This is a genomic window from Kribbella sp. NPDC050470, assembly GCF_044458365.1.
GTDB lineage: Bacteria > Actinomycetota > Actinomycetes > Propionibacteriales > Kribbellaceae > Kribbella.
In genome coordinates this window covers 49793-72135 of sequence record NZ_JBITHV010000012.1, presented here as the reverse complement: position 1 = coordinate 72135, position 22343 = coordinate 49793, and the positions used below count along the sequence as shown (strand labels likewise).

The window sequence follows — 22343 nt, the reverse complement described above, 5'->3', positions numbered from 1 at the left end:
GCGGGACCGATGTCTCACGGTGGGATGCGGACCTGCAGGCCATCACAACGCGCCCGATGTGAGCGGCGCCACGCTCGGCAGCAGCTCGCGGGCTCGATTGGTGTGGCCTGCAGGTCCGCCCCCACCTCAGTCGTTGTCGGTGATGGCGCCCTTCAGCGTGAGCGGGAGCCTGATTTCGGCTTCCTCGACCGCGGTGACCTGGATGGTGAAGGTCTCGGCGGGTTCTTTCAGCTTGTCGTCGACCAGGCGGACGACGAGCTCACCGGTGGTCCGACCGGGCTCCACATATCCGTTGACGCCGCGGTCGGGTGGGTCCTCGCCGTGGTCGTGCTCGCCGATGTAGTCCTTCCGGATCACCGCCGTGCCGTCCTTCAGCTGGCCCAGGACGTTGACGTACTTGTCACTGGGCGCGGACAGCGTGACCGGGAACCGCACAGCGCCCGCCTTCTCCGACGCCGTCCCGTTCCCGATCGTCAGGGTCGGCGTGGCGTCGTCGTCGAGCACCAGCCCGTGACCGAACGACTGGTTCAGCAACCCGTTCCGGGGCGCCGACAGCACCAGGCTGAACGGCAGGTCGTAGCTGTCCCGCGTGTTCCCGGCGACCGGCACGCTCACCTTCTGTCGCACCTGCCCCGGCTTGAACACCAGCTGCCGCGCGACATCCCCGACGGCCGTCCCCAGGTCCCCGTTGGTCTCGACGTACACGCTCACCGGGCGGATGCTCGGGCGCGACATCGTCACCCAGAAGTCCATCGACTTCGTGCCCTTGTCGCCCTCCTTCACCGTCACGCTCGACGCGGACAACTGCGGCAGCAACCGCGCCGGCGCCGACAGCCCCACCCCAGGCGACGAGAACGCGACATCGCTCACGTACGCCGACCCGCTGGCCACCCGATCCGTCCGCAACTCCACCGCACGGACGTCCCGCAGGTTCACACCGCTCAGCGATCCCACTGGGATCCGCACGGTCCGCAGCAGGTTCTTCGGCAGCCCACTGCCGTCACTCCCCGGCATCCGCACCAGCGCATCACTCACACTGGAGACCGGTACGGCGGCCGCCCGGCCCTTCCCGTCGACCACACGCACACTCAGATCGGTCCGAGGCGCACCAACCGGGTCCGGAGCCGCACGGAACGACAGTGCGGCAAAGGGCCGTACGTCACGCTGCCAAGCGGGCAGGTTGAGTCGCAGGACCCCGTCCTTCCCCGTCCACTTCAGCTTGGTGACCGCAGTGGTGGGTGTGCGTGCGGCGTACCAGGAAGCGACCCAGTGCGGCGCGTTGGCCCAGTCGTCGGTCGTCATGCACGTCGCGGCCGCGGCAGCCCGACCGGACGGCTCGCTAAGCCCCGCACACACCTCGGCCGACGCCTTGCCAGTGACCGCGCCGGCCGGCAGCGCCTTGTCGAGCGCGTTCACGTCCCGCCGCGACACCAGCGGTGCCTGCGACACCACCCGTACGACGGCCCGGCCCGCCGACGCCGCCCGCGAGTCAGACCCGTCGAACTGCGGCAGGAACTGCTTCTCGTGCCCAAGCTGCAACCGGAAGAAGCCCGCGACGTACGCCGTACCGACTGCCTGCTGCTCCTTGGCCGCCAGCCGACCCGCGTACTTCGCGCCGCACGGCGACTCCTTCTCCTCGCCGAACCAGTCGTCACCCGACGGCGCCTCGGACTGCCCCGGAGTCCACTCGGTGTTGAAGAAGTTGTGGTTCGCACCGAGCACGGTCACTGTCGACCGGGGTGCGGTGTCGCCGCTGACGGAGTAGCGCGTGTCGTCGTAGAACTTCTGCCCCTGCAGGTCAGCGACATCACCGTCGCAGTACGGCAGCAGCACGCTCATCGCCACACCCGGCACGGTCGCCCGCGCGAAGTCGGTCGGCGCCAGCGGCAGCACCGCGCGGATGCCGTACTGCCCACCGCGATCAGCATTCAGTACGGCGGCCCGCGCGACGCCCTCGCCACCCCGCGAGTGGCCCATCAGACCGACGTTCTGCAGGTTCACCTTGCCGACGAACTGACGTCCGAACGGTCCACCGCCGGTCGTCGACCACTTCTTCCACAACGCCAGGTGATCCAGGATCAGCTCGGCCCGCGCCTGCGCACCCGAGTCGTAGACGTCACCGTCGTACGCGTTCACGGCGTTCGCGCTGATCGACACGACCTGGTAGCCGTTGCTCGCGAGCGCCGCTGCCGGACCGTCGTACCCACGGAAGCTCGGCACCGCCTTCATGCCGGCCGGGCACGGCCACGGCTTCTCCGGCTGTTCGACGTCCTCGCCGTAGCAGTACTGGTGCCTGCCGTGCAGGAAGACCACCAGCGGCCGCGGCCCGACCGCACCACGCGGCGAGTACACCTTCCCGCGCATCTCGGCCCGCTGCTTGATTCCCGGCAGGTAGACGGCCTCGTCGCCGAGGTCGTACTCGGCCGTGTCGACCTGATACTTGCCCGAAGCACCGGGATCGTCCTTCAGCAGCGGCCCCTGCTTCGCTTTCAGCCAGTCGGCGTCGGTCGGCCCAGCCACCTGGCCGCGGTTCCGGCCGGCGCTCTTGCCGAGGTCACCCGACCAGACCAGGCGTACGTCGCGCGCCTTGAGCACAGCCGGATCAGTCGTGACCAGGGTCAGCGTCCGCTGGTCCGGCGACTGCCTCGCCACACCGACCGGTGTGCCGTTCACGGCCAGCAGCGGCAGCGACGCGCGCATCGGCGCCGGCGCTTCGAGGCGCAAGGTGAGCCGGTAACCCCCGGCCACCGGCTGCACGTCCCAATTGTTGCCAGTAGCAACTGATGATGGCGGAAGTTGTGGTGCGGCGTGCGCCTGCAGCGCCCCCACACCCAGTAGTGCGACCATCCCCAGCGACAGGCTTCTGATGAGTCTGCCCGTTACCCGCACAGTGGTCCTCTCGTTCGACGAACTCGATGTTCGTCCGACTTCATGGGCGAGAGGAAAGTTGATCCGACCAGGCGCTCAACCGTGTCTCAGTACGACCACAGCTAGGACTCGATCAACTGGCGGAACGCGCGCTCGACCTGAGGCGCGTGCTCCATCTGGGCGACGTGCCCGGACTGCGGGATGTAGAGCGACCGCGCGTTCCGGAAGCTGCGCTGGGCCTTGGTCCGGATCCGCGGGTCGACCAGGCGGTCCTTGCCTCCGTACACCAGCAGCACCGGGCACTCGACCTGGGCCGCGACGGCCCAAAGCGACCGGTGCGGCAGGGCGACCGACGAGCGCAGGATGCTCCGGGCGCCCTCGACCATCGCCTGCATCCCCCACGGGTCGCCGTCGCGGCGGCGCAACTCGGCCTCGTACGCCGCCCGCACCTCGGCCGGCAGCATCCGCGGCTCACCGAACACCATCGCCAGCGACGCCCGGAACCGGCGGTCGAACGGCAGCCGCCGGGTCCGCTCCAGCACCACCCGGCCGAGCCGCGGGGTCGCGACCGCGGTGAACCACAGCGCACTGGCGGAGACCCGCGGATGTGGCAGCGCGGGCGATATCAGGGTGAGCGACGCGACCAGGTCGGGCCGGCGCGCGGCCAGCGCCACCGACGACGCTCCGCCCATCGAGTTGCCGAACAGGTGCACCGGTTGGCCGCACTCGCGCTCGATCAACTCGATCAGAACTTCGACCTGCCCGTGGATCCCAGCAGCCCCGGCAAGCGGCGTACGGCCGAAGCCGGGGAGGTCCGGTGCGATGCCGCGCACGGAGTCGCTGAGCCGCAGCCCGAGCTCGGTCCAGTTCAGCGATGATCCGCCGAGGCCGTGCACGAAGAGCGCGGGCGGGAGGTCCGCCGCGACCCCAGGGACCTCTCGGACCAGGAGATCCACCCCTGCGACCGGCACCTGCCGGGCCGGCCACTCCTGCGCGCCGAGCGGCACGCCGCTTTCGGTTACTGACGCGTAACTCTCCACGAGTCCCATGGTAAGACCCCTAGGTCCGGGACACTCCAGGCAGGACGCAGTACCAGCAACCGCCCCAGCCCACGAGGAAGAAGCACACGTTAGGACGGGTTGCGGGTGGAGACTGGGAGGCATGGCAGCCGCAGCGCAGCAACTGACGACCGAGGTCGATGGGCAGACGATGAAGCTCACCAACCTCGGAAAGGTGCTGTACCCGCAGACCGGCTTCACCAAGGCCGAGGTGATCGACTACTACCACCAGGTCGCCACGCTGCTGCTGCCACACCTGTCCGACCGTCCACTGACCCGTAAGCGGTGGCCTGACGGCACGGAGGCGGCGTACTTCTTCGAGAAGAACGCTCCCCGCGGTACGCCGGCCTGGGTGCGGACCGTCACACTGCCGACGCCCGGCAGCTCGACCGGGCGCGACGAGGCCGAGTTCGTGGTGGCTGACGACGTACAGACGGTGGTGTGGCTGGCCAACCTCGCGGCACTCGAGCTGCACGTGCCGCAATGGCGGATCGGCCTGTCGGACCACGGCAAGGATCCGCAGGCCGACCTGATCGTGTTCGACCTCGACCCGGGGCCGGGAGCCACGATCGTCGAGTGCTGCGACGTGGCGCTCGCCCTGCGGGAGCTGCTCAGCCACTTCGGGCTGGAGGGATGGCCGAAGACGTCCGGCAATAAGGGCATGCATCTGTACGTGCCGATCGAGCCGGCGCCGTCGAAGCAGACCAGCGCGTTCGCCAAGCAGCTCGCGGAGCAGCTGGCCGAGGCACTGCCGGAGAATGTGACCGCCAACATGACCAAGGCGCTCCGGCCCGGCAAGGTGTTCATCGACTGGAGCCAGAACGCCAGCGCCAAGACCACCCTGGCGCCGTACTCGCTGCGCGGCTCCGACGAGCCGCGGGTGTCCACGCCGATCGACTGGGACGAGGTGGCCTCGGCGACCAGCCCGGAGGAGCTCAGGTTCCTCCCGCACGAGGTGCTGGCCCGGATCGAGGAGTACGGCGACGTCCTGGACGGCATGTACGACGACCCGAAGCCCCTCCCGCAGTAACTGTTCGTGACCGCCGTTCCACCGAGAGGAGACTGAGTCGCATGACCAGCGAGACCGACTACGAGGGTCCCGGCTTCGACAGCGTCCCCGATGACGCGCCCGAGGCCGACGTGCTGGAGCAACGCCAGAGCTCGACCGTGGTGGACGACCACTCCGGGGAGTCCGGGGCGCCGATCGAGGCCGACCCGGCCGATGTGGACGAGCAGCGCCGGGAGATCGGCGACGAGGACGAGGACGACTACCGCTGAGCGTGGATCAGTACGCCGGAAGGACGCGCAGTACCACGATGGAAACCCCCATCGGCGGGGAAGCTACTGGCCGGAAGGACTGCTGGGTAGGATTCGGGGAACGACCCGGCGGTCGAGCCCGAGCCGCCGGTGCCGCACCACCGAAGGAGCCGACGTGTCGACGACACCCGAGACCGCGCCGAAGCGCGGTAGCCGCCTGCCGCGGCTGGCCCGCCGTGCGCAGCTGCTCGAGGCCGCCCAGGAAGTCTTCGTCGCCAACGGCTACCACGCCGCCGCGATGGACGACATCGCAGACCGCGCCGGCGTCTCCAAGCCGGTGCTCTACCAGCACTTCCCCGGCAAGCTGGAGCTGTACCTGGCGCTGCTGGACACGTCCTGCGACGCGATCGTCGCCTCGGTCCGGGACGCGCTGAAGTCGACCGACGACAACAAGCAGCGGGTCGCGGCCACCATGCACGCGTTCTACGAGTACGTGGCGAACGCGCAGGGCGCCTTCCGGCTGGTGTTCGAGTCGGACCTGACCAACGAGCCGGCCGTGCGGGAGCGGGTCGACCGGGTCACCCACACCTGCGCCGAGGCGGTGTCCGAGGTGATCAGCGCGGACGCCGGCCTGAACCGGGAGCAGTCGATGGTGCTGGCAGTCAGCCTGGTCGGCATGGCCCAGGTGAGCGCCCGTTACTGGCTGGCCGCGGACACCCCGTCGCTGACCCAGGACAACGCCGCCAACCTGGTCGCGTCCCTGGCCTGGCGCGGTATCGGCGGTTTCCCGCGCACCGAAGGCTGACCGCGCGGCCGCAGGACCCGTTCTGCTCTCGGCGGACGGGTGAGAGCTGGCGGCGTGCAGCGGATAGGCTCGAACAGTCACCGGCGAGAGCCGCCGGTCGGAACGTGCCCGGAGGGTTTCGTGGAGGTCAAGATCGGCGTGCAGCACGCCAATCGTGAATTGGTGCTGGAGAGCGAGCAGAGCCCGGACGAGGTGCAGCAGGCCGTCGCCGACGCGCTCAGCGGCAAGTCCGGCCTGTTGCAGCTGACCGACGACAAGGGCCGCCGGGTGATCGTGCCCGCCGACCGGCTCGCGTACGTCGAGATCGGTGAGGTGTCGATCCGCAAGGTCGGCTTCGGCGCGATCTGATCCCGGTCCGGACACAGTCGCGCGTGTCCCGGTTGCGGAGTGCCGTGCAATGGGCACGATGGCGGTAGACCTGCGTTGCGGTGGTCTGGTTTGGTCACGGGGCACCGGACAGGGCGCAGGTCAGCCATCCCTCAAGGAGGAACCGTGTACTGGGTCTGGATGATCATCGTCAGCCTCATCGCGGGCATCATCTTCGGGCCGCTGGCCCGCTTGGTGCTCCCCGGCAAGCAGAACATCAGCCTCGGCTGGACCATCCTGGGCGGCGGCATCGGCGCCTTCCTGGGTGGCCTGATCGCCTACTTCCTCGGCGTCAAGGACACCAGCGGCCCGGACTGGATCCAGTACCTGATCCAGATCGTCTGCGCCGCGATCGTGATCGCGGTCATCTCCGCCCGCAACAGCAAACCATCAGCCGCCTGACGCACTCTCCCAACGGCCGCCGCCCTTCAAGGGCAGGCGGCCGTTGCCGTGCTCAGGCCTGGAGGCCGAGGGCGGTCATTCGGGCGGTGTGGGCTTCGGTGAGGCGGGTGAACATCCGGCCGATCGCGGCCAGGTCCAGGCCTGGGCGGTCGACGCTGCCGGCCAGCAGCGCGGCCAGCGAGTCGCGGTCGGCGGCGATCCGCTGCGCCTGACTGAGGGCCTCGCCGACCAGGCGGCGTCCCCACAGCGCCAGCCGGCCACCGAGCTTCGGGTCCTCTTCGATCGCGGCCCGGACCCGGTCCACCACGAACTCGGCCTGCCCGGAGTCGGCGAACACCTCGAGCACCAGGGACCGGGTCTCCGCGTCCACGAACGAAGCGATCTCGCGGTAGAAGTCGTTCGCGAGGCCGTCTCCGACGTACGCCTTGACCAGGCCCTCGAGCCAGTCCGATGGGGCGGTGTGGTCGTGGAACGCGTCCAGCGGGGTGACGAACGGCCGCATCGCCTCCATCGGGTCCACCCCGAGCGCGACCAGCCGGTCCCGCAGCCGCTGGAAGTGGCCGAACTCGGTCGTCGCGAGCGCGGCGAGCTCCGCCTTGTCGTTCAGCGTCGGCGCCAGCTTGGCGTCCTCGGCCATCCGCTCGAAGGCGATCAGCTCGCCGTACGCGAGCACTCCCAGCAGATCCACCGCCGCGGCCCGGTAGGCGGGATCATCAAAGGCCGTCTGCTCCATGCCCGGCACCTTATCTGTCCACCGCCACGAGTGGCGCAAACCACACGAAGCGGCGTTGACAGCTTCAGCAGTTACACTGGTGGGCGATTCGCCGGTGACGCGCCCAGATGGGCAAGCTGGTGCGAGGTGCTTGCACAGTGTCCCCGCGCCTCACGACGGGGCTGCAGAGCCCCAGGCGCCCGGCCACTGATGCAACTGTCCGCACAAGCATGTGAGAGGCGATCAGCCTGACCACCTTCCGAGAGCTCGGGGTGCTGCCCGAGATCTGTGACGCGCTCGACCGCGTCAACATCGTGGAGCCGTTTCCGATCCAGGAAATGACGCTCCCTGTCGCCCTGATGGGCACCGACCTGATCGGCCAGGCCCGGACCGGGACCGGTAAGACGCTCGGCTTCGGCATCCCGCTGCTGCAGCGCACCATCTCCCCCGGTGAGGCCGACTACGAGGAACTCGCCGCGCCCGGCAAGCCGCAGGCGCTGGTCGTCACCCCGACTCGCGAGCTGACCATCCAGGTCGCCAAGGACCTGACCACCGCATCCACCGTCCGGACCGTCCGGGTGCTGACCGTGTACGGCGGGGTCGCGTACGAGCCACAGCTGGACGCGCTCAAGACCGGTGTCGACGTGGTCGTCGGCACCCCGGGCCGCCTGCTGGACCTGGCGAACCGCGGTGTGCTCGACCTGAGCCACATCAAGGTGCTGGTGCTGGACGAGGCCGACGAGATGCTCGACCTCGGCTTCCTGCCCGACGTCGAACGCATCCTGCGCAAGACTCCCGAGCTGCGCCAGACGATGTTGTTCTCGGCAACGATGCCGTCGGCCGTGATCGGCCTGGCGCGCACCCACATGCGGCACCCGCTGAACATCCGGGCGGAGTCGCACGAGGACACCCAGATGGTGCCGACCACGGCCCAGTTCGTCTACCGCGCGCACGACCTGGACAAGCCCGAGGTGGTGGCCCGGATCCTGCAGGCCGAGGACCGCGGCCGGGTGATGATCTTCTGCAAGACCAAGCGCGAGGCGTCCCGGCTGACCGACGACCTGCAGGACCGCGGCTTCAAGGCGGCCGCGATCCACGGCGACCTGAACCAGCAGGCCCGGGAGCGGGCGCTGACCCGGTTCCGCGGCGACAAGATCGACGTCCTGGTCTGCACCGACGTCGCCGCCCGCGGGATCGACGTCGAGGGTGTCACCCACGTCATCAACAACACCTGCCCCGAGGACGAGAAGACCTACATCCACCGGATCGGCCGGACCGGCCGGGCCGGGGCGAGCGGGATCGCGATCACCTTCGTCGACTGGCCGGACGTGACCCGGTGGAAGACGATCAACAAGGCGCTCGACCTGCCGTACGACGAGCCGCAGGAGATCTACTCGACGTCGCCGGAGCTCTACCACGACCTGGGCATCCCGCACGAGGCCAAGGGCCGGATCCGACAGGCTCGCGAGGCTCGCGAGCCGCGGGAGGACAAGCCGCGGCGCCGTACCGAGGAGAGCGGCGAGCGGGCGGCGGCGCGCAAGCGCACCCGGACGCGGAAGCGCACTCGCTCGGGGCAGCCGGTCGAGGGCGACGAGAAGTCCGAGGCCGACGTCACCGCCAAGACCCAGGTGCCGCCGACCGAGGAGTCGTCGACCGAGGCCGCCGAGGCGCCGCGCGAGCGCAAGCCCCGCAAGCGCACCCGGACCCGGAAGACCGCGGAGGCGCCGGCCGAGGTTGCCGACGAGGTCGTGTCTGAGGTTGCCGACGAGGTCGTGGCCGAGGCTGCCGCCGAGGTGGTTGCGGACGAGCCGGCCGAGAAGCCGGTCAAGCGCACCCGGAGCCGCACTCGCAAGACCGCGGCCGCCAAGGCCGAGGCCCCGACTACCGAAGCACCGACTGCTGAGGCACCCGCTGCCGACGCGCCGGCTGCTGAGGCACCCGCCGCTGAGCTGCCCGCCCCTGGGACCAGCCCGACCCTGCCGACCTTCACCGCTCCGGAGTGACCTGCCCGTCGCCCGACCGTGGCTGAACGGTGATCTGAGCCTGCAACACCCTGCCCCTCGGTGGCCGTCCTAGCGGTAACCACGAGAGAGGGGCATGGGTGATGAGGCGGATCAAGACTGCCGCGGCCGGGGTGGCATTGCTGGGGATGGTGCTGCTGGCAGGGTGCTCCGGCGAGAGCGGCAACAGCGAGGCCGGAACTGCTGCACCCGCTGACCGGCAGGACACCGGCTCCAACGAGTCGGCCAACGGCAACGCGTCAGGCACTGCACCACAGGGGCAGGACAAGGCGGCAGCTCAGCCGACGCTGACCCGGGCGATCATCAAGACCGGGTCGCTGACGATCGAGGCCGAGGACGTCGACGCCCAGCGGCAGCAGGCGATCACGGTGATCTCGGGGCTCAAGGGCCAGGTCGCCTCCGAGGACACCGGCAGCGACGACGACGGCAAGATCACCCGGGCGAACCTGGTCCTGAAGGTGCCGACCGCGTCGTACGAGACCGCGATCCAGCGGCTGTCCGAGCTCGGCAAGCGGATGCAGATCCACCAGGAGTCGAGCGACGTCACCGAGCAGGTGGTCGACGTGGAGAGCCGGATCGCCTCCCAGCGCGCCAGCCTGGAGCGGATGCGCACCCTGCTCACCAAGGCCAACACGATCGGCGAGATCGTCTCCGTGGAGACCGAGCTGACCCGGCGCGAGGCCGACCTCGAGTCCCTGCTGGCCAAGCAGAAGAACCTCGCCCTGCAGACCGAGCTCGCCACGCTCGCGCTCACCCTGACGGCCAAGGGCGAGCCGCCGGTGCCGACCGACCCGGATCGTGGCTTCGTGGCCGGGCTGAAGGGCGGTTGGGACGCGTTCGCCGCGGCGTTCGCCTTCCTGGCGACGGCACTTGGCGCACTTCTGCCGTTCCTGGTGCTGATCGCGCTGATCGCCGTACCGCTGTGGAAGTTCCGGAACCGGGTCCGGCGGCAGCCGGCGCCGGACAGCGGGCCGTCCGTCAGCGGGCCGTAGGTCAGAGCAACGCGCCGGCCAGCGCCCGGTAGGCCTTCGCACCGGGCGAGGCCGGCGACGTGGTCAGCACCGTCTCGCCGATCGCCGGCGCCTCCGCGAACCGGATCGACTTCGGGATCGCCGGCTCCAGCACATCCAGCGAGTACGTGTCGGCGATCGTCTCGAGCACCGCGCGGGCGTGCGTCGTCCGGCCGTCGTACAGGGTCGGCAGCACGCCGAGAACGTTGAGGCTCGGGTTGGTCAGCCGCTGTACGTCGTGGATCGTGTCAAGTAGTTGCCCTACGCCACGATGTGCCAACGTCTCGCACTGCAAGGGGATCAGTACGTCGGACGCCGCCGACAGCCCGTTCACCGTCAGCAGGCCGAGCGTCGGCGGGCAGTCGACGATGATCCAGTCGTACGACGCTCGCAGCGGGCGCAACGCGGTCCGCAGCACCTGCTCCGGGCCGCTCTCGCGGGCCAGCTGCACCTCGGCGGTCGCGAGCTCGATCGTGGCCGGCAGCAGATCCGGACCTTCGTCGAACTCGACCAGCACCTCGCGCGCCTTCACGCCGCCGAGCAGCACGTGGTGGATCGACTTGTCCAGGTCCTCGGGATCGATACCTATCGAGAACGTCAGGCAGGCCTGCGGGTCCAGGTCGACCAGAAGCACCCGTTGACCACGCTCGGCCAGGGCAGCGCCGAGCGTCGCGACGGTGGTCGTCTTGGCCACGCCGCCTTTCTGGTTGGCTACCACCATGGTGCGAGGCACCCGGCCATTGTGCCGCACTCCGGAACGCCGGACCGCACCCCGGGGGTTGACCTCAACCCTGCTTTAACTCCCACCATCGGTTGGCATGGACCAGATGACAGCGACCACAGAGGTCAAGGCCGGGCGGCGGGAGTGGCTGGGGCTCGCCGTACTGGCGCTGCCCACCATCCTGATCGGCATGGACGGCACGGTGCTGCACCTCGCGGCCCCGGCGCTCAGCGCCGACCTGGCGCCCAGCTCCTCCCAGCTGCTCTGGATCATCGACGTGTACGGGTTCGTGGTGGCCGGCCTGCTCGTAACCATGGGGACGGTCGGCGACCGGATCGGCCGTCGCTGGCTGCTGATGTTCGGCGCCGCCGGATTCCTGGCCGCGTCGGTCTTGGCCGCGTTTGCGACCAGCGCTGAGCTGCTGATCGCGGCCCGCGCGCTGCTCGGCCTGGCCGGTGCGACGCTGATGCCGTCGACGTTGTCCCTGCTCAGCAACATGTTCCGCGACCCCGGTCAGCGGCGGCTGGCGATCGCGATCTGGATGACCAACTTCATGATCGGCGGGATGGCCGGTCCGCTCGTCGGCGGCATCCTGCTCGACCACTTCTGGTGGGGGTCGGTGTTCCTGATCGGCGTGCCGCCGCTGATCGTGCTGCTCGTGACCGCGCCGATCCTGCTGCCGGAGTTCCGCCACGTGCACGCCGGGCGGATCGATCTGGCCAGCGTCGCGCTGCTGACGGGCGCGATCCTCCCGGTCGTGTACGCGATCAAGGAGACCGCGAAGGACGGGTTTCCACCTGAGCAACCTGGGGATCGCCGTGGCCGGCGTACTCCTGGGATGGGTGTTCGCGCGGCGGCAGTTGGAGCTCACCGAGCCGCTGATCGATCTGCGGCTGTTCCGGCGGGCCGCGTTCGGCGCGTCGCTCGGGGCGCAGACGTTCGGGTTGTACGTGCTGGCGGCGATGCAGTTCCTGACGGTTCAGTACTTCCAGCTCGTGCTCGGCATGTCGCCGCTCGAGGCCGGGCTGTGGATGCTGCCGATGATGGTGACCGGGATCGCCGGCACGCTCGGTGCGCCGTGGGTCGTGCGTCACCTGCGGGCCGGTACGGCGATGACGCTCGGCTTCGCGGCCGCCGTACCAGGGCTGGCTTTGATGGCTCTGACGGACCGCTTGCCGGTGGTGCTCGGCCTGGCCGTCGCCAGCCTGGGCATCCAGGTGGTGCTGGCCCTCACGTACGACGTCATCGTGAGCAGTGCGCCGCCCGAGCGGGCCGGTGTTGCGTCCGGGATGGGCGAGACGGGCACTGAGCTCGGCATGGCGCTCGGGATCGCCATCGCAGGCAGCCTGGTCACGGCCGTCTACCGGGCCGGAGTCCCGGCGGACGCGCCGGACGCTGCGCGCGACACGCTGAGTGGTGCGATTGCGGCTGCGGATCGCCTGCCTGGTCCGGCCGCCGAGCAGTTGCTGTCGCTCGCGCGTGACGCGTACACCAACGGCGTACAGCTGGCGGTCGTCGTCAGTGCGGCCATCGTGATTCTGCTCGGCGTGGCCACGGCCACACTGGTTCGGACGGACTGAGCGGATACCCTCTTTACTTGTGAGTACGCCGCGTTCGCTGACGTTGCCCGACGGGGTTCACCCTGCGACCCTCGAGACCGACCGGGGGTCCTTTGCGACCCTGATGGCGGTGCCGGACATCGGCACGCCGCTGGGCACGGTGCTGCTCGTGCCGGGGTGGACGGGCAGCAAGGAGGACTTCACGCCGCTGGTGGACCACCTGTGCCGCTACGGCTGGCGCACGGTAGCGGTCGACCAGCGCGGTCAGTACGAGACGGCCGGCCCGGCTGACCCCTCGGCGTACGCGCTGGCCGAGCTCGGCGCGGACGTGGTCGCGATGAGCATGGCGCTCGGCGGCTACAGCCAGCTGGTCGGGCACTCGTTCGGCGGGCTGGTCGCCCGTGAGGCGGTGCTGACCGATCCGTCGGTGTTCTCGACGATCAGCCTGCTGTGCTCCGGCCCGGCGGCCTTCACTGACGAGGCGAAGGTGCAGGGCCTGCAGATGCTGGCGTACGGGCTGGACAACCTGCCCATCGAGCAGGTGTACGACCTGAAGCTCCAGCACGACAGCCTGGCCGCCGGATACATCGCGCCGCCCGAGGAGATCGCGGCCTTCCTGCGGAAGCGGTTCACCGGCAACGTCCCGGTCAGCCTGGCCGAGATCACCCGGCGGCTGATGGACGCGCAGGACAAGACCGATCAGCTAGCGAAGTCCGGCGTACGCGCGCAGGTCCTGTACGGCGAGGGCGACGACGGCTGGCCGCTTCCGGTCCAGCGCGCAATGGCCGAGGGGCTGGGCGTCGAGGCCGAGGTCATCCCGGACGCCCTGCACTCCCCCGCCATCGAGCAACCGGCCGCGACCGCGAAGCTCCTGGTGCGGTTCTTCCACGACCGGGACCGCTTCGAGGGGTAGCTCACACGCCATCCACCCGGGACGTCACCGCCTCAACGGAGCGGCTTCACCGCCGGGTTGATCTTCAGCAACTCGAGCCCGACCGGCGCGAGCGCGGCCTTGACTTGCTCGGTGTAGACCACGACCCCGACCTCCGCCGGGCCACCACCCGGGGTCGAAGCGGTCGTCACGAGCATGCCGAGTTCCTTGCGGCCAGTCAGAGTCGTCAGTTTCTGGTAGATCCTGTTGGTGTCACCGCGGCTGAGCAGGGCGCGGGAGACGCAGAGGTTGCCGTGGTACACGTTCTCGAAGCTGGTCTGGAAAGCGGCGAGATCCCCGTGGGCAACGCCGATCTGGACAACGACCGGCTTGCCCCGGCCATGACCCCTCGGGTGCTGGACGACCGGGTCGGCGATCTGGTCGCTGTGCGCGTCGAGGAACGCCAGGACCGCGGGTGAGTTCAGGTTGCTCGGCTTGGCCACCCAACCGCCCGTCGGCGGCGGGCACGGCAGTGTCGGCAACGGCGTGGCCTGCGGTGGGACGAAGGCCTTCTGCTCCTGGACCTCGATGGACCGATCGGCCCAGGTCCCGGTCAGCGTCGCGGTGCCCGTTCGTACTCCCTTGGTCGTCCTGACGTTGCCGAGCCGGTCGAGGTCGACATTCTTCAGGGTCACAGCGAGCTCCGCCGGACAGACCGGGGCTGGTTCCTGACCGGGCGGATATCCCACCAGGTTCGTCGGCCGGGACGGGCAGAAGACGGGGTCCTGGCCGGGTGCGGCGATGATCTCGCCGCCGGCCTGGACCTTGTCGCCAGGGCGGACGAGCAACTGATCATTCGCCGGATCCGCCGGCGCTTCCGCGAGCTGCGGTGTCGCGTTGCCCTCAGCAACTGATGGCGGTCCGGCCGTGGGCTCCTGCTCGCCACCCGGCAGGACGGTGAGCGCGGCCGCGGCGATCGCGGCGACGCTGGCGGCCGCCAGGGCCGGGACCCAGGCGCGAGGGCGGCGGCGACCGCCCATGATCCGGTCCAGGTCTGGTTCGGGAGCTGACGGCTGGTCCGCGCGCCATCGCGCGCCGGCCCGCGTGAGCAGGTCGTCGACCTCGTCGGTCGGGTTCATTCGCTGACCTCCAGCAGGGTGCGCAGGCGGGCCCGCGCATCGGACAAGGTGGACTTGACGGTGCCTTCGGAGCAGCCCATCACCGCGGCCGTGTCGGCGATCGACAGGTCGGCGAAGTAGTAACAGTCCACCGCGAGGCGCTGCCGTGCCGACAGGCTCGTGAGCGCGTGGTCCACGTCCATCCGGGCGTCCAGATCCGGTCGCGACATCGGCCCGTCGTGCTCGTCCAGCTCCGCGGCCGGGCGCAACCGCCGGGCCGCCTTCCGGGCCTGGTCCGCGGTGATCGCGAGCAGCCAGGCCGAGGCAGTCCCACGGCTGGCGTCGTACTGACTCCGCTTCGCCCAGGCGCGCGCGAGCGCCTCCTGCACGATGTCGTCCCGGTCCGCGCCCACGGCAAGCCGAGCCGCCAACCGAGCCATCGCTGGCAGGTGCGGCCGCACCCACTCCGCAAACCCGGCCCCGTCCGAAGGCGGCCCCACCACCACAGCCGGCTCTTCCGTCATCGTCGGCATACCTCGTCTACCCCCGAATCCCACTTCCGGTTGGGTCCCTACCCGATTTCCAACGACCCCACCCATCCCAAGTCACACCCCCACCCCATCCGTAACCACCCCGACTTATCCACAGATCCCGTTTTCCACCCCACAACCCCCTCCCCCACTCACTACGGTCAAAGCACCAATCGACCTGGGGAGACCACATGCCACCCGCTCCGGACCGCCCACCCGAGCCGTCCGCCCTCCACGAAGCCTTCCGCCGCAACGGCCCTGTCGACTGGGGCGACAACGTCGTGTCCGCGGCAGACATCGCCCGGCTTCACGGCGCGAAGGCCACGAGAAGGAGCCTTCGGCTGCTGGAGCACACAGTCGGCCTCGAGCCCCGGATAACTGCCCAGTTCCTCGCCTCGCTGCCGCCATCTGCATCGCCGTACCACCTCGCCCGCCGCGTCAAGTCACCGGAATCGCTCGCCCGGAAGATCCAGAACACCGCGACGAAGCGGCGGCGGGTGCCACTGGACGACGTGCTGCGCTACACGGCGCTCACCGCCTCGCCCGACGAACTGGTCGAGGCCGCACGCCGTGCGATTGACAGCCTGACGGACCAGGGGTGGCGGGTGAAGTACGCCGTGCAGTCCTACACCGATGGATCCCGCTACAAGGGGCTTCATGCCTACCTCGCCGCCGACGGGATCGAGCGGGTCGAGGTGCAGTTTCACTCCGCCGATTCTGTGAACGTCAAGGAGTTGACGACTCCTTGGTACGAGATCGAGCGCAGCGGCGAGTTCCCGAAGGAGGAGCGCGCCGCCGCGCGGCAGAAATGCGTTGATCTGTCGGCGACGCTGTCACCTCCAAGGGGCATCGAGAGCCTGACCGTGCTCGGCGGCCGGTCGGTGGCGGTCTGCAACTACAGTGACTCCCGACAGCGGCCGAATGCCCCCGAGCAATTGTCGGCCGACTCATCACCAGCGACGGAGCACCTGCCAGTGATCACGAAGAACGACGGGATGATGCGATGAAGCTCTATCTGGTGAAGGAAGAGGACGATCCGCGGTGGGTCGCGGCGCTGGCGCACGAGACGATGTATGGGTACGTGGCGAACACGGGAAAGTTCCATGACAACAATGCCTTGCGCAACGACTACTACATGGAACGGCACTTCAGCTACGAGGAGATCGGGCCGGCTGAGGCCAGGCGGCTGATCGATGACGGCATCGGTCGCTTGGACGAGGTCGAGGAGGCGGAAGACCTCGCGATCTGGCAGTCGGACCCCAAACCCCTCGACCCCACCGACGTACTCTCCATAGCCGCTGGCTACCACCGCTGACATGACGCGCTTGTATCTCGTGAAGGATGGGGCGCGGGAGCTGTGGGTGGCTGCGTTGGTGGATGAGGACGTGTGGACGTACGTCGTCAACACGGGCAAGTTCCACCGGAACGAGGGTGCCCGGCACGACTTCTACTTTCTGAACGAGCTGGAGTACGCCGAAATCGGCATCGCCGAGGCCGAGCGTCTGATCCGTTCCGGGATAGGCACAGTTGACGAGCAGGAGCTTGCCGACTCACTCCAGCGGTGGCGCGACGACCCGGACGGCATGCACGCCGAGGTCGTCTTCGCCTCCATGGCAGCGGACCTCGCCTAGACATATGAGTCTGTACGTCGTGAGGGATGGGGAGCGCCTCCTGTGGGTGGTGGCCGTGGTCGGTGAGGATGTCTATGGCTTTGTGCCGGAGACGGGGAACTTCCACCGCAACGAGGGCCTGCGGGGCGACTTCTTCGTTGAGCAGGAGCTTCAGTACGAGCAGATCACCGTGTCCAGAGCCAAGGCGCTGATCGAGGCCGGCCTCGACCCGCTCGACCCTGACGTGATGGCAGACCACCTGACCGAATGGCGGGCCGACCCCAAGGCATTCGTCCCCGAGCAGGTGTTCGCCACCGTCGTCGCGGACCTCCGATGAGGCGCTACTTGGTGGAAGAAGACGAGCTACATGGAGCGTTGGTTCTCGTATACGGAGATTGGGCCGGCGGAGGCTCGGCGGCTGATTGACGACGGGGTTGGCATGCTCAACGAGACCGATCACCCGGATGCCCTTGCTCAGTGGCGGGCCGATTCCAAGGCGCTCGAGGCTGCGGACGTGTTGTCCATTGCTGCTGGGGTTAACCGGCTCTTCTGACTGATGTGTGGGTCAGCTTGGTGCCCTAGTTCGCCACGCATGGCGGTCGAGTGCACCGCACCCATGCCACCCCGCGAACGGATCCCCGAGGCAGCGGACCGCCAGGCCATCACAATCACCACCTCCAACCCGGCACCCTGCCTGGCACCGCCGGCGCCAGCCGATTGTGATGGCCCGGCGGTCCGCCCTCGACGCTCACAAACCCGACAACCCAACGGTGTGCGCCCGTTCAACCCGCGCCCACACATCCGTCACAAGAGCCGGTTAACCCCTGACGGGTTGGGTGTAGAGCCGGGTTATGACGGACTCGATGGTGGGTTCGGCGATGGTGAGGTCTACGAGGGGGTAGTTGGCGGCGATTTCGGCCAGGAGGGGGGCGGCTTTGGTGGTGGTGGGGAAGGTCAGGTGCTGGCGGGGGCCGACGACCTTGACGACGGTGGCGCCGGGGACGGTGATGGGTGGGAGGGAGGTGGCGAGGTCCACGACCAGGGTGCGGGGGGCTGACTGGCTGGCTTTGAGGTGGGGCAGGGTGCCGTCGAAGATCTGGTGGCCGTGATCGATGACCATGACGCGGGAGCACAGCGCCTCGATGTCGTCGAGGTCGTGGGTGGTGAGGATGACGGTCGTACGGCGTTCCGCGTTGACCTGGGCCAAGAACTCGCGCAACCGGGCCTTGCTGATCACGTCCAGCCCGATCGTCGGCTCGTCCAGGTAGACGATCTCCGGGTCGTGCAGCAGCGCCGCCGCGATGTCACCACGCATCCGCTGGCCGAGCGACAGTTGGCGGACCGGTACGTCGAGCAGGTCCTGGAGATCGAGCAGTTCGACGAAGGTTGCCAGGTTCTCCCGGTGCCTGGCGAGCGGGACGCCGTACATCTTCTGCAGTACGGCGAACGAGTCCTTCAGCGGAAGGTCCCACCACAGGGTCGTGCGCTGGCCGAAGACGACGCCGATCCGCGTGGCCAGCTTGAGCCGGTGGCGCGACGGGTCCACGCCCGCGACCCGGATCGTGCCGCCGCTCGGGACCAGGATGCCGGTGAGCATCTTGATCGTGGTCGACTTGCCCGCGCCGTTCGGCCCGATGTAGCCGACCACCTCCCCCGGCTCGACCGTGAACGACAGGTCGTCCACTGCGTTCACCACTCGGCGAGTACGGCGCAACCCGGCGCGCGACGTCACGGTGAACGCGCGGGACACATGCGACAGCTCGATGACTGACACGGGCTCAACTCCCTGTGCTGCGGTAGCGACGGAGACCGCCCCGCCAGGCCAACGACGCCAGCGCGACCATCACGACGGCGACCATCGGCGACAGCAGGCCGATCCAGGACGGCAGGCCCAACGGGGCCGGTTTGCCCAGTACGAAGAGCACCGGGTAGTAGTTGACGAAGGCAAGCGGTACGACGAACGTGACGGCCCGCACGATGTCCTTGCCGAACGCGCTCAACGGGTACTGCGTCAACGTCTGGCCGCCGTACGTGAACGCGCTCGCCACCTCGGCAGAGTCGATCGCGAGGAACTGAAAGGCCGCACCGAGCACGAAGATCGCCGCGAAGATGACCGATCCGAAGATCATCGACAACGGCAGCATGATGCCCTTGGCAACGGTCCGGTCGACGTCGAGGTTGGTCAGGGCGAAGACCAGGACCACGGTCGCCTGCAACGGCCGGCCGATCCGGCGGAGCGCGAACTCGTCCGCGGCGGTCTGGATGAACGCCGGCACCGGGCGGATCAGGTACACGTCCAGCGAGCCGGAGCGGATCCGCTGGCCGACCCGCTCGATCGACCCGGTGACCAGATCGGCCAGCCCGAGCGTCATCGAGGCCGTTGCGTAGAGCAACGCCATCTCCCCGAGCGTGAACCCGCCGAACGCGTCGATGTGGCTGAACATCAGCACGATCGCGGCGAAGTCCGTCACCGTGATCAGCATGGTGCTCAACAGCATCAGCACGAACGACGCCGGGTAGGCCAGCGCGGACCGGATCCACATCAGCACGAGCATCCAGTACTGCGCCGGCGCCCGGCGGAGCCGCTCAACCACCCTGGATCACCACCTTCCGGGTCGCGAACAACGTGACGAGCTGGCCTATCAGCAGCAGCACCAGGAACCAGCCGCACTGGAACAGCAGCGCGGACCCGATCCCGCCGGGGTTGCGGCCGAGCCAGATGTCGATCGGCACCTGCAGGGTCGCGGCCCACGGCGTCGCCCGGGCGAACTCGCCGATCCACCCGGGGAACACCACGAGCGGCAGGATCGTGCCGGAGAAGAACAGCGACAGCACCAGCGCCATCGCCTCCATGCCGCGCGAGTCGGTGATCCAGAACCCGGACAGTGCGACCAGGTACCGGATGCCGAAGCTCACCAGGATGGCGAGGACCAGGCCGAGCGCGACCGCCAGCCAGGTGAGCGCATCGGAAGGGAACTTGAGGTCGAACACCAGCGCGCCGACGAGCAGCGGCGCACCACCGCGCACGATCAGCTGGAACACGGCCCGCCCGAGATCCACCGACAGCCACCACAGCATCAGGTGCGTCGGCCGGTACAGGTCGACCGCGATCTCTCCGCTGCGCACCCGCGCACCGAGCTCGACCGTGGTGGTCGCACCGAAGATCCCGATCGGCATCAGCAGTCCCTGCTGCAACCACACGAATGTCAGCGCGTCCGACACGTCGTACCCGCCGAGGCCCGGGCGCTCGTGCCAGAGCGTCAGGTACACGCCGCACAGGATGAACCCGAACACGGTGTTCGTGAACGCGCCGGACGCGGTGGCGATCCGGTACGTCGAGAACCGGCGGAACGACCGTACGCCGATCGCCCAGTAGACGCCCACGGCAACCTCCTCTCAGTACTCGAGGTGGCGTCCGATCGCTCCAGCGGCACGCAGAACTGCCCCGAATCTGGAAAGACCCGGGGGTTCGGACACCACTGTGATGGCATGGCAGCCCACACCGCTGTCAAGGAAAGGATCGTGACGCTACGCCGCTTCGTCGCCGGGAGTCAACTGGATTAGCCGACCGGCCAGGCGAGGCCCCCTCTGACCTCGCCCGGCCGGGGTTCAGGTGAGTTCGGCTTCCAGGACTCGGGAAAGGAGGGTGGCGAAGGGGGCTGGGTGGGTGGCGTAGCCGGTGTGCGGGCCGGGGAAGGTCACTACGGGCCAGCCGAGGTGGTCGGCGATGACCTGGATGGGACGGCCGGGGAGGTACTCGGCGGAGTCGTGGCCGGCGGCGGGGACGATTTTGTGCGTGACCTGCTTGAGGGCGTCGAGGTCGGGCTGGTAGCGGGTGAACGGGAGGAGTTTGTGCTCGTAGAAGCCGGCCGCGTTGGCGCGCATTCGCCGGAACAGCTCCTGGTACTCCGGCAGCAGGTCCTCTGGCGGTGGCAGCTCGTCCTGATCCATCCCGGTGCCGATCGCGAACAGCACCTCCGCCGCGTCGAGCCCGTCTCGCCGGTAGGTGTCGTACACGTCCTGGAAGAACGCGGCGGCGTCGGCCGCGTCCGGTAGCACCTGCACGCACGGCGGCTCGTGCGCGACCAGCATCCGCACCCGGTCGGGGTGGCGGGTGATCAGCTCGAGCCCGGTGATCGCGCCTGAACTGCTCCCGAACACGTACGCCGGTGAGTCGCCGGCGACCGCGTCGATCACGGCCAGCGCGTCCTCGGCCGCCTGCACCACGGCCTCGCCGGCGGGCTGACCGACGTAGGGGCTCCTGGAGTTGCCGCGCGGGTCGTACGCCACCACCGTGTAATCGGCCGAAAGCTGGCCGACGATTCCGCTGAAGATCCCCGCGTCCGAACCGCCGCCGGCGATCAGCAGCAGCACCGGCCCGGATCCGGTCACCTCGTAGTGCAGCGTCGCACCCGGCACCGGCAGCTTGTTCACAGTCTTCGCGCTCATCAGGCAACCCCTCTCAGTTGCCTTCAGCCTCCACCGACCCGCTGGCACCCCACGCACACAGCGCTGGCACGAACGCGAAAGCGGGCCAAGATCAGCTAGCGTCCTCCATCGCGACCGGCACGCTGTCGTCCAGCCCGGCCCACGACTCACGCGGCGGCGCGACCCGCCGCCCCTCCGGGCAGATCCGGACGAAGTCGCACCACCCGCACATCGGCGAAGGCTCCGGCGGAAACGCCTCATCGACCTGAGCCGGAGACAGACCCTCCTGCCATCGAGCCTCAGCCGCCGCGGCGTCATCGGCAATAGACTCCGCCCGCCGCTGATGCCGAGCCAGCGAAGCATCGTCGTGATCAGCACCAGCAACCGTGTTCGTCGGCAAGTGATGCAGCTCGACCCGCGTGCACGGCTTGTGCAGCAGCCGCCGCGCGCCCAGCACGTACACCGCCAACGCCAGCGACGACCGCGCGTCATCGGTCGTCAACGGCCGACGCCCGGTCTTGTAGTCGACGATCGCCAGCTCGGTCCCACCGCTTCCATCGCGCGCCGGCCGCTCGTCGATCCGGTCCACCCGGCCGCGCAGCGACGCGCGCTCGGTCGTGAAGGCGACCGTACGCTCCACTCCCCGCGGCTCGTAGTACGGATCGGAATCCCGCAGGTACGCCAGCACCATCGACGTCGACCGCTCCCGCCAGTCGAGCGACTGCACCTCGTCCCGGAAGCCCTCGCTGCGCCAGCTCGACCGCATCTTGGCGACCACTTCGTCCGGAGTACGGCGGGAGGCCGGCCAACGACCGAAGAAGTCGGCAAGCACCTCGTGGACGACCGCGCCGACCGTGTTGTGCGCCCACGGCGGGCCCTTCGACGGACGCGGCGTCTCCAGGTAGGTGTAGCGATACTTCCGCTTGCAGTCGGCGAAGGTGAGCAGCTTCGTCGGCGTCGCGACGAACAACCGCGTCGGCATCCCGGGCAGCATGTCGTCGCTCATG

At 69.0% G+C, this 22343-nt stretch carries 25 protein-coding genes and 1 pseudogene; 15 read left to right on the top strand and 11 right to left on the bottom strand.

Going from position 1 to position 22343, the window contains the following annotated elements; all coding sequences use genetic code 11:
* Nucleotides 1-126 precede the first annotated feature (126 nt).
* Nucleotides 127-2757: a Calx-beta domain-containing protein gene (locus ACIBGM_RS33935; protein ID WP_360523077.1), complete on the bottom strand. Its 2631-nt coding sequence runs from the start codon at nucleotides 2755-2757 to the stop codon at nucleotides 127-129.
* 233 nt (nucleotides 2758-2990) lie between these two features.
* Nucleotides 2991-3908 (bottom strand): alpha/beta hydrolase, encoded by a 918-nt coding sequence (locus tag ACIBGM_RS33930; RefSeq protein ID WP_360523080.1) that lies wholly within the window; start codon nucleotides 3906-3908, stop codon nucleotides 2991-2993.
* A 121-nt stretch (nucleotides 3909-4029) separates the two neighbouring features.
* On the opposite strand from ACIBGM_RS33930, the gene ligD reads away from it, so the two are divergent.
* The 5 genes from ligD (at nucleotide 4030) to ACIBGM_RS33905 (ending at nucleotide 6756) form a co-directional block, all read left to right on the top strand.
* Nucleotides 4030-4956: a non-homologous end-joining DNA ligase gene (ligD, locus tag ACIBGM_RS33925; RefSeq protein ID WP_360523083.1), complete on the top strand. Its 927-nt coding sequence runs from the start codon at nucleotides 4030-4032 to the stop codon at nucleotides 4954-4956.
* Between the two features lie 41 nt (nucleotides 4957-4997).
* Nucleotides 4998-5204, top strand: a complete 207-nt coding sequence (locus ACIBGM_RS33920) for a hypothetical protein (protein WP_360523086.1) — start codon at nucleotides 4998-5000, stop codon at nucleotides 5202-5204.
* A 154-nt stretch (nucleotides 5205-5358) separates the two neighbouring features.
* Complete coding sequence (locus ACIBGM_RS33915; protein ID WP_360523089.1) at nucleotides 5359-5988, top strand: TetR/AcrR family transcriptional regulator; 630 nt, start codon at nucleotides 5359-5361, stop codon at nucleotides 5986-5988.
* A 120-nt stretch (nucleotides 5989-6108) separates the two neighbouring features.
* Entirely contained in the window at nucleotides 6109-6336 is a 228-nt protein-coding gene (locus ACIBGM_RS33910) for a DUF3107 domain-containing protein (protein ID WP_132326680.1), read from the top strand.
* 144 nt (nucleotides 6337-6480) lie between these two features.
* Nucleotides 6481-6756, top strand: coding sequence for a GlsB/YeaQ/YmgE family stress response membrane protein (locus ACIBGM_RS33905; RefSeq protein WP_360523093.1), 276 nt, complete (start codon nucleotides 6481-6483; stop codon nucleotides 6754-6756).
* Between the two features lie 52 nt (nucleotides 6757-6808).
* Here the strand turns inward: ACIBGM_RS33905 and ACIBGM_RS33900 are convergent, their stop codons facing one another.
* A complete protein-coding gene (locus ACIBGM_RS33900; protein WP_360523096.1) occupies nucleotides 6809-7489 on the bottom strand; it encodes a ferritin-like fold-containing protein in 681 nt (226 codons plus the stop codon).
* Nucleotides 7490-7806: 317 nt separating this feature from the next.
* On the opposite strand from ACIBGM_RS33900, the gene ACIBGM_RS33895 reads away from it, so the two are divergent.
* Entirely contained in the window at nucleotides 7807-9471 is a 1665-nt protein-coding gene (locus tag ACIBGM_RS33895) for a DEAD/DEAH box helicase (protein ID WP_360523099.1), read from the top strand.
* Between the two features lie 101 nt (nucleotides 9472-9572).
* Complete coding sequence (locus ACIBGM_RS33890) at nucleotides 9573-10481, top strand: DUF4349 domain-containing protein (RefSeq protein ID WP_360523102.1); 909 nt, start codon at nucleotides 9573-9575, stop codon at nucleotides 10479-10481.
* A 1-nt stretch (nucleotide 10482) separates the two neighbouring features.
* Here ACIBGM_RS33890 and ACIBGM_RS33885 read toward each other — a convergent pair whose 3' ends face one another.
* Nucleotides 10483-11232 (bottom strand): AAA family ATPase, encoded by a 750-nt coding sequence (locus tag ACIBGM_RS33885; RefSeq protein ID WP_360523105.1) that lies wholly within the window; start codon nucleotides 11230-11232, stop codon nucleotides 10483-10485.
* 85 nt (nucleotides 11233-11317) lie between these two features.
* Between ACIBGM_RS33885 and ACIBGM_RS33880 the strand changes: the two are divergent.
* The 3 genes and pseudogenes from ACIBGM_RS33880 to ACIBGM_RS33870 form a co-directional block, all read left to right on the top strand.
* Nucleotides 11318-11854: pseudogene (locus ACIBGM_RS33880) on the top strand (MFS transporter); the annotation flags it as partial.
* Nucleotides 11855-12038: 184 nt separating this feature from the next.
* Nucleotides 12039-12800 carry an MFS transporter gene (locus ACIBGM_RS33875; protein ID WP_396387845.1) on the top strand — a complete coding sequence of 254 codons (762 nt, stop codon included), beginning with the start codon at nucleotides 12039-12041 and terminating at the stop codon, nucleotides 12798-12800.
* Nucleotides 12801-12819: 19 nt separating this feature from the next.
* Nucleotides 12820-13692, top strand: coding sequence for an alpha/beta hydrolase (locus ACIBGM_RS33870; protein ID WP_360523111.1), 873 nt, complete (start codon nucleotides 12820-12822; stop codon nucleotides 13690-13692).
* Nucleotides 13693-13724: 32 nt separating this feature from the next.
* Here the strand turns inward: ACIBGM_RS33870 and ACIBGM_RS33865 are convergent, their stop codons facing one another.
* Both ACIBGM_RS33865 and ACIBGM_RS33860 read right to left on the bottom strand, forming a co-directional pair.
* On the bottom strand, nucleotides 13725-14789 hold the full coding sequence (locus ACIBGM_RS33865; RefSeq protein ID WP_396387844.1) for a hypothetical protein: 1065 nt from the start codon (nucleotides 14787-14789) through the stop codon (nucleotides 13725-13727).
* Nucleotides 14786-15292: an RNA polymerase sigma factor gene (locus tag ACIBGM_RS33860; RefSeq protein ID WP_360523117.1), complete on the bottom strand. Its 507-nt coding sequence runs from the start codon at nucleotides 15290-15292 to the stop codon at nucleotides 14786-14788. The genes ACIBGM_RS33865 and ACIBGM_RS33860 overlap by 4 nt, the downstream gene beginning before the upstream one ends.
* Before the next feature lie 197 nt (nucleotides 15293-15489).
* Here ACIBGM_RS33860 and ACIBGM_RS33855 point away from each other — a divergent pair, with 197 nt between their 5' ends.
* The 5 genes from ACIBGM_RS33855 to ACIBGM_RS33835 are packed head-to-tail and all read left to right on the top strand — an operon-like array spanning nucleotide 15490 to nucleotide 17461.
* Nucleotides 15490-16305, top strand: coding sequence for a hypothetical protein (locus tag ACIBGM_RS33855; protein WP_360523120.1), 816 nt, complete (start codon nucleotides 15490-15492; stop codon nucleotides 16303-16305).
* Nucleotides 16302-16613: a hypothetical protein gene (locus tag ACIBGM_RS33850; protein ID WP_360523123.1), complete on the top strand. Its 312-nt coding sequence runs from the start codon at nucleotides 16302-16304 to the stop codon at nucleotides 16611-16613. Before ACIBGM_RS33855 ends, ACIBGM_RS33850 begins: the two co-directional genes overlap by 4 nt.
* 1 nt (nucleotide 16614) lies before the next feature.
* The gene (locus ACIBGM_RS33845) at nucleotides 16615-16929 is read left to right on the top strand and encodes a hypothetical protein (protein WP_360523126.1); all 315 of its coding nucleotides are present in this window, start codon (nucleotides 16615-16617) and stop codon (nucleotides 16927-16929) included.
* Nucleotides 16930-16933: 4 nt separating this feature from the next.
* Nucleotides 16934-17245, top strand: a complete 312-nt coding sequence (locus tag ACIBGM_RS33840) for a hypothetical protein (RefSeq protein ID WP_396387843.1) — start codon at nucleotides 16934-16936, stop codon at nucleotides 17243-17245.
* 30 nt (nucleotides 17246-17275) lie between these two features.
* A complete protein-coding gene (locus tag ACIBGM_RS33835; RefSeq protein WP_360523132.1) occupies nucleotides 17276-17461 on the top strand; it encodes a hypothetical protein in 186 nt (61 codons plus the stop codon).
* Between the two features lie 264 nt (nucleotides 17462-17725).
* Here ACIBGM_RS33835 and ACIBGM_RS33830 read toward each other — a convergent pair whose 3' ends face one another.
* The 5 genes from ACIBGM_RS33830 to ACIBGM_RS33810 form a co-directional block, all read right to left on the bottom strand.
* Nucleotides 17726-18682 carry an ATP-binding cassette domain-containing protein gene (locus ACIBGM_RS33830; RefSeq protein WP_396387842.1) on the bottom strand — a complete coding sequence of 319 codons (957 nt, stop codon included), beginning with the start codon at nucleotides 18680-18682 and terminating at the stop codon, nucleotides 17726-17728.
* 4 nt (nucleotides 18683-18686) lie between these two features.
* Nucleotides 18687-19502: an ABC transporter permease gene (locus tag ACIBGM_RS33825; protein ID WP_360523138.1), complete on the bottom strand. Its 816-nt coding sequence runs from the start codon at nucleotides 19500-19502 to the stop codon at nucleotides 18687-18689.
* Nucleotides 19495-20292 carry an ABC-2 family transporter protein gene (locus ACIBGM_RS33820; protein ID WP_360523141.1) on the bottom strand — a complete coding sequence of 266 codons (798 nt, stop codon included), beginning with the start codon at nucleotides 20290-20292 and terminating at the stop codon, nucleotides 19495-19497. Before ACIBGM_RS33820 ends, ACIBGM_RS33825 begins: the two co-directional genes overlap by 8 nt.
* 225 nt (nucleotides 20293-20517) lie before the next feature.
* Entirely contained in the window at nucleotides 20518-21357 is an 840-nt protein-coding gene (locus ACIBGM_RS33815; RefSeq protein ID WP_396387841.1) for an alpha/beta fold hydrolase, read from the bottom strand.
* Between the two features lie 91 nt (nucleotides 21358-21448).
* Entirely contained in the window at nucleotides 21449-22342 is an 894-nt protein-coding gene (locus ACIBGM_RS33810; protein WP_396387840.1) for a RecB family exonuclease, read from the bottom strand.
* Nucleotide 22343: the final 1 nt, after the last annotated feature.